This is a genomic window from Micromonospora profundi, from assembly GCF_011927785.1.
In the GTDB taxonomy this organism is placed as follows: domain Bacteria; phylum Actinomycetota; class Actinomycetes; order Mycobacteriales; family Micromonosporaceae; genus Micromonospora; species Micromonospora profundi.
The window spans coordinates 3,455,117-3,468,346 of record NZ_JAATJK010000001.1; the positions used below are offsets into that span (position 1 = coordinate 3,455,117).

A 13,230-nucleotide genomic window follows, 5' to 3' on the forward strand; every position below is an offset into this window, starting at 1 on the left:
CGCATAGCCGCCCACGCATCCTGGGCCAGAACGACCGACCGCCGCGCCCGCACGGCAGCGGGGACGCAGGGCTTCCTCGATCGCTTCGAACGACAGGTCGACCCCGAGGGCCTGCTCGACCCGGATGTACGCGCGGAAATGGCGCGACACGCCAGGACGGCGTACATGTTGCAGCTGGCGGAACGGTCCCGCAAGTCCCGCCGTCGGCGTACAGATACGAGTCCATAGGCAGGTACGCCGTGACGTACAAGGATCGGCAGGGCAGAGGGCTCCCCCGACGGCTGTCCACGGGTCCCATCGCCGCGCGGGCGGCGGTGCCGTCCGGTCACGCTGAGTCGAGGCATGGAGGACGAACACGAGCGAAGATCGACATGAGCCATGCAATTGATCAACTGTCATCGACGTGGCTTGCCGGGCCCTTATCATCCGAAGCATGGTGCGGGTTGAGGCTGTCGTCGACGTGTTCGACCGAGCTGCCGAGCAGCTGCGGTTTCCCGAGCCGGAACACCCCCACAGCTATCTGATTGCGGCTCGGCTACATGCCTTCAGCGACGCCGAGCGCTGGGCGCTGGTCGTCGACACCGTCGGTTACAACCCACGCGCTGCCAACGTCGTCGACGTGCTGCATGCTCTCGGCAACTGCCTCAGTGGCACGAACGAGACTTGGAACAGGCGGTTCGTCAACCGTATCGATAATTTCGCCGACCTGTTCGAGGACGGTCCGGCGGCGGCCTTGTACCGGCAGGTGCCATTGGTCATTCGGGGGCAGGCCGTGCCGGTAGCCGCCGCTGCGACGATCTCTCCGGAAGACCTCTTCAGACTCCTCACTCCCCAGTATCGCGATCTTCTGCTGGCCGAGAATGCCGAGGTGCGTCAGCTCGTGCCGGCGGACCTACCGCAGGTGCTGTGCCTGGACGACTGGCACCACACCGCTCTGCGGGTCCGGCCACCGAGCCCTGAGCGCGAACGGCGACGACAGATACACGAGATGCTCACGCGCCACGCATCGCCGCAGGAATGGGTGCCATTCGAGGTCCGCCCGAGCGACATCGAGACCTACCAGCAGATCGGCGAGGTGTTGGCCACCGCCGACCCCTCCCGCTACCGGCCGACCCTCCCGGGAAACACGCACTGGAGCAACTGGCCAATGTCAGGGGCGCTGTGACGGCGCGCCAAGATCCGGTGCGCGCGGATCGCGGCAGATGAGTGCGTTCATCTGAGGATTGGTTGCGGAGCAGGCTGGAGGGGCGAAGCTTTATCCGGCTCGATCACCCGTCGCTGATCTGTGCCAACATCTCGGACATCGGTACCGGCCGGCGGGACACCGTGCTGAGATCCTTGCCTTCACGGGTCCATGGTGGTGGCCAAGTGTGGATAGCTTGGTCGAGCCCGCAGGCCGCAACCTCGTCGGTCCATCCAGACCAGCGCACCTCCTCGTAGAAGCCGGTGACGCCTCCGCCCAGCATCGCCGCCAACCACTGGCCGTAGCCGATCTCACAGTCCTCCCAGCGCAGGGTGTCCGGGGCGAAGTACCGGATTGTCGGTGTCGCTTCGGCCGGGGCCACCCAGGCGAACTGCCCGCCCAAGACGTCTTGTGCCACAACGATTCCGCCGCCGATGCCTTCGTTGATCTCACCGAGACTCGCCAGACGGCGCTGCTTGTTGCCCGATCCCAAGACACGAAGCCAACCGTGATCGATCACTAGGCCACCGCTACGGTGGACCACGGCGCCCAGCCAAGAACGGCTGGTCACCTGCAACCGCAGCAGCTCCGCGTCGGCCTGGCGCGCATCGGCGGCCAGCACCTCCACCGGATATGGCGCAGCGGCTGCAGCCGCCTCCACCTCCGGCCACGCCGGATCATCGCTCTCGACTAGCTCGATCAACGGACGCACGCGCGGACCCTATCTCGGCCCAGATCGCCGCACACCATTCGGCAGTTCAGGATGCCGGGCTCCACGAGACGCCGAACACCGAGCGTGACGGCTCGTCGTCTACCTGCGCGCACGGACGGCGGCATGAGCGGACACCGAGTTTGCCTTTCACCGCTTGTTGATCAACGGTCACGAGCGGCGACACACGTTCGGATGACCGCGGAGCGGTCTCATGTCTCGCATACTGTCCGGCGTGAGGTCGACGGCGGTCGAAGGAGCGAATGCGTGAAACCCGCCCGGGCACTGCTCGTCGCTCTGCTCGGTTTTACCGTCGTCGGCGTTGCGGTAACACTGGTTCTGGCCAGCATTGACCTAATGAAGGCGGATCAGCTGGCGAGCGTGGCTGGCGCGGTGGCCGCGCTGATCGCGTTGGCGCTATCCGTGCTGAAGTCCCGGTCCCTGCCCGACGCTGTCGTTAACGACGACGCGATCTACGGGCGGCTGGCCGCTGCCGCCGAGGAATTTTTCAGCGTGCAGGTGCGCATCGCGACCGGTGGTCATGGCCGCGAACTGCCGCTGCGCTGGGTCGCAGATCCTGATCTCGCCGGTGATGCCGAAAGCCTGGCCGGTCTCGTCGCATCAGTGCGGCCGAAACCACTCATCATTATTGGCGACGCCGGGGCCGGTAAAACGACGCTCCTGACGCTGCTCGGTCGCGCGTTGCTGGCAGACCGCAAGGACCGCCAACCGATCCCGATCCTGTGCGCGGCGGCCTCGTGGCAGCCCGACCTGGAGCTTCCGGAGGCAATCGTCGTGCGGACCCTGGTCGCCACTGGATTCCTGGCTGGCCCGGGGGTGTCTGACGAGGCCGCACTCGCGGGGCAACTCGTCCGGCGAGGGCTCGTCCTGCCGCTCATCGACGGGCTGGATGAGCTCCCCGAGACGGAGCGGCTCAGGGCTGCCGCGGCACTGGATCAGCTGAGCACCGGATACGTCGCTACCTGCCGGACGACGGAGTTCGCGAACCTGCCTTCGACGGCGTTGACCCGGGCTGTGGTCATCCAGCTGATGCCGGTCACGGGTGGCGCCATCGGCGATTTCCTCGCCGGGCAGGATCCGGTGACGGCGGAGCGCTGGCGGCCCGTCATCGATCAGATCGCCGCCGTTCCGGCCGGATCGTTGGCGAGGGCTCTGGCGACGCCGTGGCTGGCGGTGCTCGCGCGCGACGCGTTCGCGAGCCGAACTGCGGATCCGCGCGTGCTGCTCGACAGCCAGGATCCCGAGGGCCTGCTGGTCGAGCGGATGCTTGAGCGCCTACCGGGGCGGGCCCGCACCTGGCTGGCGGAGCTGGCCGAGCTCAGCGCCCGGTCGCCGAGCGAGATCGTCTGGTGGCGGCTCACGACTGTCGCTGGTGGCCCAGCCGCCGCGGCCGGTTGGATCCGTTGGGTCGGTCTCCTGTTGCTCATCGCGGCCACGGCCGGTATCGCCGGGAGCGGCGCCCCCGCCCTCGCGCTGGCTGCGGCGATCGTGCTGACCCTGAGGGCCGGCCTGATCGAGCGCCGGCCTGGTCCGCGTCGAGTGGCATGGCTGGGCTGGAGCGACTTCGGACGGGCGGCGATCGAAGCGCTCGCCGGCTTTGTCATTATCCCTGCGGTGCTGGTGTTCTCGGCCAGACCCGAGTCGCTGTTGCTGTTCATAAGCACGCATCGCATCGAGACGAACCTCGCGGGTGGTGTCGGCGCCGTGACTATGGTCGTCGTCATGGTCACCGGCCGGCGCCGGTCGCCGGCAGCGCCCAGATCGCTGCAACAGGACCAGCTCGCCGCGATCCTTCGCGCCCTGTCGGCCGCCGGCCTCGGGGGAGTGCTGCTCTGGGCCGCGCCTGCTTCTCCCGCACCGGCGACGGTGATCGCCCTATCTGTGTTGTTGCTGCTCCTGGTGGTAGTCGACGACAGCGCGTGGGGGCAGTACACGGTCGCTCGGTTATGGCTGGCCGGTCGAGGGCGGCTGCCGTTCCGGCTCGGCCGGTTCCTAGCCGACGCCGAGCGGGTCGGAGTCCTGCGGCGGGCCGGGCACGAGTACCGGTTCCGCCACGCTGGGATGAGTGAGGTGCTGATCCGCCGGGCCAGCGCACGGCGAGGGCCCGCCGCGGCGGTGGTCGACGAGATGCTGGTGCAGGTCCTCGCGCTGCCCGCGGTGATCGAATATCTGGCCCCGGCGCCGGCCGAGCGCCGCGAAGCGCTCGAGCAGCAGGTGAGGCGCGAGATCGCCGCGGACCCGGTGGCCGTGCTCGAGAGCGGCTCGGCCCAATATGAGCGGTTCCGGCAGGCCCGCCGGCAGCTTGTGGCGGCGGCGGTGCCGACCTGGGCGCGATGGAGCAGCGCGTACGGGATGCTGGCCGGCGTCGCAGCAGTAACGGCCGTGTTCGGCTTCGGCAACGCGCTGTGGTCGTTGCGGATCTCGCCGCTGACCGGGCCCGTCGCCGTCACCGTCGGCGCGGTCTTGCTGGGCGGCGTTGTCGCGCACGTGGCGGGCCGGCGCGACCGACGAGGCCTGGTCGCCACCTGTCTGACCCTCATGGTGCTGGCGTTCGCGGCGTTGCTGATCCTGGCGGGTGCGGCCTTCCGGCGCGCCCCGGGGGCGGAGTCACTCGTCGTCGTGGCCGCCGTGGCGGCGTCACTGTTGGGCCTGTTGTGGGTGGGGACGCGACAGCACGCCGATGCCTGGCACCGCCTCCGTAGTGACGATCCGTCGCGATGGCCGGAGCCCGGACGCTCGACCCGCCGGTACGACGAGGCGACGCGCCAGGCCCGCGAGGACTGGTTAGCGGCCATGGCAAGAAACTGGATCGTCCCGAAGATCTGGACCACCCTCCGACAGAACCGCGACGGGTATTCGTTGCGGCTCCCCGTGCTCAACCCTGGCCGGCTGGGCGATGTCACCCGCACCGAGCAACTGGTCGAGAACGCCGCCAGCGGTCGCGTCGCCTGGGTGTTGCGGGAGCTTGAGGGAGCCAGCATCGGGATCAGCGGCCCGCGCGGCACGGGTAAGAGCACGGTGCTGCAGCGGTATTGCACCGAGCATTTTCGGGCCGACGAGGGCGACGTGCTCGTGCTCGTGCAGGCACCAACCACCTACGATCGCCGCGAATTTCTGGTGCATCTGTTCGCCGAGACCTGCGTTCAGCTCGGCGCGCCACCGGCGGCTCGCTTGGAGGCACACCGATGGTGGTCGCGGGTCCGGGCGCTGCTCCCGGCCGTCGTGGTCCTAGCGGGTGTCGTTTTGATCAGCGGTGTCGTCTTCGGAGCTGAGGTCCTTGCGGCCTTCGTGGCCATTTGGCAGGCGCCGCGGACCTCGGCGTATGTCCTCGGTGGTCTGCTGATCCTGACGCCACTGCTGTGGCGACTCTGGCGCGACCTGGTCCGGCACCGATCCAAGGTGGCCCCGAGTCCGTCAGCGGCCCTGGCGGAGCGCCATCTGCAGACGCTGCGCTACCAGTCCGTCTTCTCGCGTAAGACGGGCGGCAAGTTCGCCATTCCCGGTGGGCTCGACCTGAGCGCCGAGGGCCAGGTGCAGCGGACCGAGCAGCTGCGGACGTACCCGGAGCTGGTCGCGCAGTTCCGGGAGTTGCTGTACGAGGCGGCCCTGGAACGCCGCCGTCGCGGTCAGCGCATCATCATCGGGGTCGACGAACTCGACAAGATCGGGTCGGCGGACGACGCCGAGCGGTTCATCAACGACCTCAAGTCTGTGTTCGGGGTCCGCGGCTGCTACTTCCTGGTCGCGGTTTCGGAGGATGCGCTGGCGGCGTTCGATCGCAGGGCGCTCGGGGTCCGCACCGCCTTCGACAGCGCCTTCGACCTCATCATCGCGGTCGGGTCGCTTAGCGTCACCGAGGCCGGGAAACTTCTGCAGGTGCGCGGCCTCAGCGTGCCGGAGCCATACCTGTGGCTGTGTCATATATTGTCCGCAGGCCGACCGCGTGAGCTGTTGCGAACCGTGATGGCGTTGGCGACGATCAGCTCGGAGCGCAAGATATGGGCCATTGACAAGTTGGCCATCGAGCTCGTGGCGGCCGACTTTGCGAGCATCCTCCGCTCGCAGGTCCGAGCGGCCGAGATAGCCGCCACCCAGCAGCATGAGGCAGTGCGGTGGATCGTGCAGGTGCACGAGGCGCCGATGACGGCGGAGTTGCTTGAGAAGGCGTGCACTGACATGCCGTCCGTGGAGCGGACCGACCCGATCTCGGCCATCCTGGTGCAGACCCAGGCATACCTGTACCTCGCCGCGACCCTGCTGCGGGCTTTCGCCGAGGATCCGCAGTCCACCGTGACCACGCTCGGCCCCGTCTCAGGCGGTCCGCCGGTCGAACGGCTCGTGCAGGCCAGGTCCCGGATCACGGCCCACCCGGACCTCGCGTGGCCAGCCATCGACGACTTTCGGCGGCTCATCGGGCTGCCGCTCGTCGAGCGCGAGCCTTAACCACCTCTGGTCGGCGCGTGGGTCCGGCGGCGGTTGCGCGCCGCGGATGGCCAGGACGTTCGCGGCCAAGGCGATGGCCGAGCCGGCCAGCACGCCGCTCTTGGCGTCGCATCTTCGAGTGCGCTGTTCTCGGCGGATCCGAACGCCGAGCCGCGCGCCACTGGTAGACCACCCGTTACGCAACGTCACCAATCTGAACGTCGACCGGTCCGACAGGGGGTCGGGAATGTCGATCAGCCGATCAGCGGAAGGCCAGCCACTCCGATGCAGCTCCCTACCGGAATCTGCACCGGAGCCAGGGACGCCGAACCCAATCCTGCCTCGACCCAGCCCGCCGATCGACGACGAGAGCAACGCGGTCGGCCAAGCCGGTACTCGGATCGACCGACCGAGTTGCCCGCGTCTACACCCCTTCCCCGATGCCCAGTTGCACCTGAATCTCCTGGGCGCGTTCGGCCGCCGCGCTGGCGCCGTAGTGCCGGGGCATGTCCTCGGAGGTCCAACCCAACAGCAGCATCAGGTCGCCCGTGTTCCCGCCGGCGCGTTTCCACTCGTGGGCGAAATTGTGCCGCCAGCGGTGGGCGTGCACGTTCGCGACGCCAGCGGCGAGACCCAACCGCTTCAGGCGAATCTTGATGCCGTTGGCCGCCAACCTCCGCCCACCGCGGTCGGCGAGCCACAGATCCGGCAGTTCCGAACCCTTGTGCTTGCCACGCGCCCGTAGGTAGCGGCTGATGGCCCGGGCCGTCTTCGGCCCGAATCGCACCCGGCGGTCCTTGGCACCCTTGCCGTGGTAGTGCACCGACTCCGTGTTCAGGTCGACGTCATCGAGCAGCAGGTTGCCGACCTCCGACAGCCGCGCCCCGGTGTTGTAGTACAGGCGAATGATCGCCTCGTCGCGCAGGTGCGCAAAGGTCTTGCCCTTGCAGGCGTCGAGGAGCTTCTTCGTGTCCTCGTCCCGGATGATCGGGATCAGCTTCTGGGGCGTCTTGGGCTGTCGAACCCGATCCATTGGAGACCGGTCGATGTCCTCCTCGACCAGCAACCACTTGAAGAACTGCTGCAGACCTTTGTGCTTGTTCAGCGCAGTCGATGCCGACCGGGTCTCGATCATCCACGCCTCAAACGCCTCAGCATGCCCCCGGGTCACCTCGGTGGGGTCCTCCGCGGCGTCGGCGGCATCAGGGTCGGGCGAGTGCTCGGCCAGGTATCGGGCCAGTTGCGCGGCGGCGAGGAGGTAGTTGTACCGCGTCGTCTCCGGGTAGTTGCCCGCGCGCAGCGTCCGGTCCCAGTCCCGCAGGTATCCCGCCCAGGTCGAGGACAGGTCGGTCGTGAGCTTGGTCAGGTCCAGTAGAGCCATGTCGGTCACCCGTCGAGTCAAGGGGTCGATAAGCGGCGTGCTCGACCTCGACGAACCACCGTGAACACAAAAAAGAGGGTTCCCACAGGCTCTGACCTGTGGGAACCCTCTCGCTGTCGGGACGGCCGGATTCGAACCGACGACCCCTTGACCCCCAGTCAAGTGCGCTACCAAGCTGCGCCACGTCCCGCCCCCACAAGGTTTCCCCTGCGACAGCCGGTACAGCTTAGCGCAGCACCCGCCGCCCGTCCGCACAGGCCCCACCGGGCTCAACTCGGCACACTGAACCACCACACACCCCCTACAGCGTCCTAGGAGGGTGGGGTGAAGAAATGCCGGATGGACAAGGCGCGTCCATCCGGCATTTTCCGTGCGAGCAGCGTCAGCCGTGCGCCTTGCCCCGACCGCCGGGGCCGAGCTTCTTGCGGGGGCGGACGGAGATTTCGATGGGGCTGCCCTCGTACCCGAATTCCTCGCGGAGCTTGCGCTCGACGAAGCGCTGGTAGCCGGCGTCCAGCGGCCCGGTGGTGAAGAGAACGAACCGTGGCGGCGCCACCCCGGCCTGGGTGGCGAACAGGATGCGCGGCGCGCGTCCACCGCGTACCGGGTGCGGGGTGGCCTGCACCAGCGCGGTCAACCACTGGTTGAGGTGCGCGGTCGGCACCCGGGTCTCCCAGCTGGCGAGCGCCTTGTTCAGCGCCGGGGCCAGCTTGTCGACCGCCCGGCCGGTCATCGCCGACAGGTTCAGTCGGATCGCCCAGGGGATGCGGCGCAACTCCCGGTCGATCTCCTTGTCCAGGTAGTACCGGCGGTCGGCGTCGACCAGGTCCCACTTGTTGAACGCGATGACGAGCGCCCGGCCGGCCTCGGTCACCATCGACAGGATCCGCTGGTCCTGTTCGCTGATGGGCTCGCTGGCGTCCAGCAGGACGACTGCCACCTCGGCGGCGTCGATGGCCCCCGCGGTACGCAGGCTCGCGTAGTACTCGGTGCCACTGGCCTTGCCGACCCGCTTGCGCAGCCCGGCGGTGTCCACGAGCTGCCAGGTCTGGCCGCCGATCTCGACCAGGCTGTCCACCGGGTCGACTGTGGTGCCGGCGACCGAGTCGACGACCGCCCGGTCTTCACCGGAGAACCGGTTGAGCAGGCTGGACTTGCCCACGTTCGGGCGGCCGACCAGCGCCACTCGACGCGGCCCGCGCGGCCGGTTCTCCACGATCGCCGGCGCCTCGGGCAGCGCGGCGAGGATGGCATCCAGCAGGTCGCCGGAGCCGCGCCCGTGCAGCGCGGAGACGGGGAACGGCTCGCCGAGGCCGAGTGACCACAGCGACGTGGCCTCCATCTCGATGGAGGTGTTGTCCGCCTTGTTGGCCACCAGGATCACCGGCTTGGCGCTGCGGCGCAGCATCTTCACCGCTGCCTCGTCCACGTCGGTGGAGCCCACCATCGCGTCGACCACGAACAGCACCACGTCGGCGGTGACCACAGCGATCTCGGCCTGCGCCGCGATGGCCGCAGCGCGGTCCTTCGCGTCGGGCTCCCAACCGCCGGTGTCCACCACTGTGAACGCCCGTCCGTTCCACTGCGCGTCGTACGGCACCCGGTCCCGGGTCACCCCGGGGACGTCCTCGACGACCGCCTGTCGGCGACCGATGATCCGGTTGACAAGCGTGGACTTGCCCACGTTGGGGCGGCCGACGACTGCCACCACCGGCTGCGGGCCGGTGGGTTCCTCGACGGCGACCTCGGGCTCACGCAGTTCGACCCAGCCCGCGCCGTCGCTACTCATGCCACACCCCGCTCGGCGAGCAGGTCACGCAGCCGCACGACAACCTCGTCGATACCCAACTCGGTCGTGTCCAGCACGACGGCGTCCGGCGCCTGCGCCAACGGGTTGACCTTGCGGGTCGAGTCGAGCCGGTCCCGGCGCGCCAGGTCGGCGGCGGTGGCCGCCACGTCTGCGGCGTCCTCGGCGCTCCGCCGGGCAGCACGGGCCGCCTCGGAGGCGGTCAGGAAGACCTTCAAGTCGGCGTCCGGCGCCACGACCGAGCCGATGTCGCGGCCCTCGACCACCATCCGGCCGGCGTTGACGATCATTTCGCGCTGCCGGGCGACAAGCAGCTCACGGACCGCCGGCACCGCGGCCACGGCGGAAACCGCCCCGGTCACCTCGGCGCCACGGATGTCCGTGTCGACGCTCACGCCGTCGACCGTCACGCCGTACCCCTGGGGGTCGGTGCCGATGCGCAGGTCCACCTCGCCGGCGACCTTGGCCACCGACGCGGCGTCGGTGAGATCCACGCCGGAGCGCAGCACGGCCCAGGTGACCGCCCGGTACATGGCACCCGTGTCCAGGTAACGCGCACCGATGCCGGCGGCGAGCCGCCTCGACACGGTCGACTTACCCGAACCGGACGGCCCGTCCACAGCGACCACACATCGCCCGGTCCGTACGTTTTCCTCCACCGTGTCCTCCTCAGCCCGTACCTCACGGACGCCCGGTGATTCGGCGCCGCAAGCGGTTGTCAATCGTCATCAATCATCCCGGGCCCTCTGAAGGGCCCGCGCGCGAAGCCGCCGGAGGCGACCCACGCCACCCGCGCGGCCGCGTCCCGGCCGTCACGCAGCCTACCGGCTGCCGTACCCCGAACCCGGGGGTCAGTCACCCACCGCCTTGAACAGGGCGGCGACCTCCGCGTTGGTCAGGCGCCGGAGACGCCCGGTGCGCAGGTCGCCCAACCGGATCGGCCCGATCGAGGTACGCACCAGCCGGGTGACCGGGTGCCCGACCTCGTCCATCAACCGCCGGACGATGTGTTTGCGGCCCTCGTGCAGGCTCAGCTCCACCTGGGCGCTCTTGCCCAGGGTGCCCACCACCTTGAACGAGTCGACAGTGACCGGCCCGTCCTCCAGCTCGACGCCCGCGAGGAGCCGCTTGCTCAGGTTGCGCGGGATCGGCCCGACCACCTCGGCCAGGTAGGTCTTCAGCACCTCGTACGACGGGTGCATGAGCTTGTGTGCGAGGTTGCCGTCGTTGGTGAGCAGCAGCAACCCCTCGCTGTCCGCGTCGAGCCGCCCCACGTGGTAGACCCGCTGCTCCACCCGGTTGCCGATGAACTCGGCCAGCTCGTTGCGGCCCTTGTCGTCCGCCATGGTGGTGACCACCCCGCGCGGCTTGTTCATCGCCACGTAGACCAGGCGGATGTCGACCTGGAGGCGCTCGCCGTCCACGTGGATCACGGCGGTGGCCGGGTCGACCTTGTCGCCGAGCTTGGCGACCCGCCCGTCGACAGTGACGCGGCGGCGGAAGATCAGGTCCTCGCAGGCACGCCGGGAGCCCACGCCGGCGGCGGCGAGCACCTTCTGCAGGCGCTCCGCCCCGTCGTACACGGGGGCGTCGGGTTTGGGGGAACGGTTATCGGGTCGCATCAGCAAGCTCTTCTACGTCGTCGGGCAGGAAGGGGGCAAGGGGCGGCAGCTCGTCGACGGTGTTCAGCCCGAGCTTCTCCAGGAACAGCGTGGTCGTCCGGTAGAGGAACGCCCCGCTGTCCGGTTCGGTGCCGCACTCCTCGACCAGGCCGCGGGTGACAAGCGTACGGATCACGCCGTCGCAGTTGACACCCCGGATGGCCGAGATCCGCGACCGGGTCACCGGCTGCTTGTAGGCGACAACGGCCAGAGTCTCCAAGGCCGCCTGGGTCAGTCGCACGGACTGCCCGTCCAGGACGAACCGCTCGACGTACGTAGCGTATTCCGGCCGCGTGTACAACCGCCAACCGCCGGCCGCCCGACGCAGCTCGAACCCGTGCCCCGCAGCCGTGTAGCCGGCGGCGATCTCGTCGAGCATCGGCCCGATCCGCTCGGCCGGCTGCTCCAGCACCTGCGCCAGGACCAGCTCACTGACAGGCTCGTCCACCACCAGCAGGATCGCCTCCAGCGCGCCGCGCAGCTCGGCGTCGGACAACTCCGGCGCAGGCTGCGTGACAGTCGTCACCCGCCGCCGCCCCGCCAGGCCGTCCCGCCGGGGTACGCCCCGACCACCGCCCAACTCCCCCACGCCAGCGTCAGGTTCATCCGAGATCTTGGAGGATTCCGGCCCCTCCAGGGGCAGTTCGCTTCCAAGATCTCGCGGGGTCATGGGCGCGGCGGCGGTGACGGGTTCGGGTCGGTCGCTGTCGGGTGTTTCGCCGACTTCGGCGGGGTCGAGGGCGTCGCCGGAAGACTCGACCAGATCGGATGTGTCGCGGGACTCGGTGAGATCGGACTCGACGGAGGGCTCGGCGGAGGCGGACTCGTCCCGGGACTCGGTCACTTCGGCGGTGGGTCGGCGAGGGCGGTCCCATGGGGGGATCCAGGCGGCGGCCTGGTCGGCCAGGGAGTCCCGACGCTGCTCGTCACTCATTGCGCTCGCCCTCCGTCGTTCCCGTCCGGTCCACTCCCCCGGCCTCACCCGCCCGCCCCAGCTCCTGCACGGGACCGGGCACCCGCTCGGCACCGGGCACCGGCACGGAAGCGGGCTCCCCGTCGGCAGCGAACTCCGGCAGGGGAGCGGGCTCCCCCTCGGCAGCGGGCAACGGCACCGGCACGGCAGCCGAATCGGGGTCGGCGGGGGTGCCGGCGTACTCGTCGACGTGCAGCTCGGTCTCGCCGTCGACAGGGCCGGTCCAGCGCACCGTCAGCTCCTCAAGGGCCTGCTCCTGGACGAAGGACACCAGTCCCTCCCGGTAGAGCTCCAGCAACGCCAGGAACCGCGCCACCACCTCCAGGGTCGCCTCGCAGTCGGCGCAGAGCAGCGAGAACGTCGCAATGCCGGCCCGGCGCAGCCGGGAGGCGAGGATCGCCGCGTGTTCACGGACGCTGACGCGGACCATGTGCACGTGGGCGATGGACACCTCCGGCACGGGCTTCGGGGTCATCGCCTTGACGGCCAGCTTCAAAAGCCGCTGCGGGCCGATGCCGAGCACCAGGTCGGGCAACGCCTCGGCGTACCGGGGCTCCAGGCTGACCGCCCGCGGATACCGCCGGCCGCCCACCGCCTCCAACTCGGCGATGTGCGCCGCCGCCTCCTTGTACGCCTTGTACTGCAGAAGCCGGGCGAAGAGCAGGTCCCGGGCCTCCAGCAGGGCGAGGTCGGCCTCGTCCTCGACCTCGGCGGAGGGCAGCAGCCGGGCCGCTTTCAGGTCGAGCAGGGTCGCGGCGATGAGCAGGAATTCGCTTGCCTCGTCGAGGTCCCACTTGTCGCCCATGGCCCGGATGTAGGCGATGAACTCGTCGGTGACCGTGTGCAGGGCCACCTCGGTGACGTCGAGCTTGTGTTTGCCGATGAGTTGCAGCAGCAGGTCGAACGGGCCGGTGAAGTTGGCCAGCCGGACGGTGAAGCCGGAGGACTCGGAAGCCTCCGCGGTGGGGAGCACACCGTCGACCTCGGCGGCCATCTCGGCGGCGACCGCCGGCGCGGTGGCCTCGTGCGGCCCGGCAGGCGGGTCGATGGGTGGCGCGGTCACCGGACGACCG

9 protein-coding genes and 1 tRNA gene are annotated in these 13,230 nt (G+C 69.4%); 2 read left to right on the forward strand and 8 right to left on the reverse strand.

All coding sequences use genetic code 11. The features are described 5' to 3' along the window. Positions 1-433 precede the first annotated feature (433 nt). A complete protein-coding gene (locus F4558_RS15105) occupies positions 434-1,165 on the forward strand; it encodes a DUF7003 family protein (protein ID WP_167944821.1) in 732 nt (243 codons plus the stop codon). Between the two features lie 103 nt (positions 1,166-1,268). On the opposite strand, the gene F4558_RS15110 is transcribed toward F4558_RS15105, so the two are convergent. Then, complete coding sequence (locus F4558_RS15110) at positions 1,269-1,895, reverse strand: DUF2625 family protein (RefSeq protein ID WP_312877343.1); 627 nt, start codon at positions 1,893-1,895, stop codon at positions 1,269-1,271. 192 nt (positions 1,896-2,087) lie between these two features. Between F4558_RS15110 and F4558_RS15115 the strand changes: the two genes are divergently transcribed. Beyond that, the gene (locus F4558_RS15115) at positions 2,088-6,356 is read left to right on the forward strand and encodes a hypothetical protein (RefSeq protein ID WP_167944823.1); all 4,269 of its coding nucleotides are present in this window, start codon (positions 2,088-2,090) and stop codon (positions 6,354-6,356) included. Between the two features lie 403 nt (positions 6,357-6,759). Here F4558_RS15115 and F4558_RS15120 read toward each other — a convergent pair whose 3' ends face one another. From F4558_RS15120 to F4558_RS15150, 7 genes are all read right to left on the reverse strand, one after another. Further along, the gene (locus F4558_RS15120; protein WP_245241921.1) at positions 6,760-7,716 is read right to left on the reverse strand and encodes a tyrosine-type recombinase/integrase; all 957 of its coding nucleotides are present in this window, start codon (positions 7,714-7,716) and stop codon (positions 6,760-6,762) included. Between the two features lie 116 nt (positions 7,717-7,832). Next, a tRNA-Pro gene (locus F4558_RS15125) sits at positions 7,833-7,906 on the reverse strand. Positions 7,907-8,098: 192 nt separating this feature from the next. Next, positions 8,099-9,505 (reverse strand): ribosome biogenesis GTPase Der, encoded by a 1,407-nt coding sequence (der, locus tag F4558_RS15130; RefSeq protein ID WP_053657204.1) that lies wholly within the window; start codon positions 9,503-9,505, stop codon positions 8,099-8,101. After that, on the reverse strand, positions 9,502-10,182 hold the full coding sequence (gene cmk, locus F4558_RS15135; RefSeq protein WP_167944827.1) for a (d)CMP kinase: 681 nt from the start codon (positions 10,180-10,182) through the stop codon (positions 9,502-9,504). Before cmk ends, der begins: the two co-directional genes overlap by 4 nt. A 192-nt stretch (positions 10,183-10,374) precedes the next feature. Next, positions 10,375-11,145 (reverse strand): pseudouridine synthase, encoded by a 771-nt coding sequence (locus F4558_RS15140; protein WP_053657208.1) that lies wholly within the window; start codon positions 11,143-11,145, stop codon positions 10,375-10,377. Beyond that, complete coding sequence (gene scpB, locus F4558_RS15145; protein ID WP_167944829.1) at positions 11,132-12,118, reverse strand: SMC-Scp complex subunit ScpB; 987 nt, start codon at positions 12,116-12,118, stop codon at positions 11,132-11,134. Before scpB ends, F4558_RS15140 begins: the two co-directional genes overlap by 14 nt. Further along, complete coding sequence (locus F4558_RS15150; RefSeq protein ID WP_231640096.1) at positions 12,111-13,220, reverse strand: segregation and condensation protein A; 1,110 nt, start codon at positions 13,218-13,220, stop codon at positions 12,111-12,113. Before F4558_RS15150 ends, scpB begins: the two co-directional genes overlap by 8 nt. Positions 13,221-13,230: the final 10 nt, after the last annotated feature.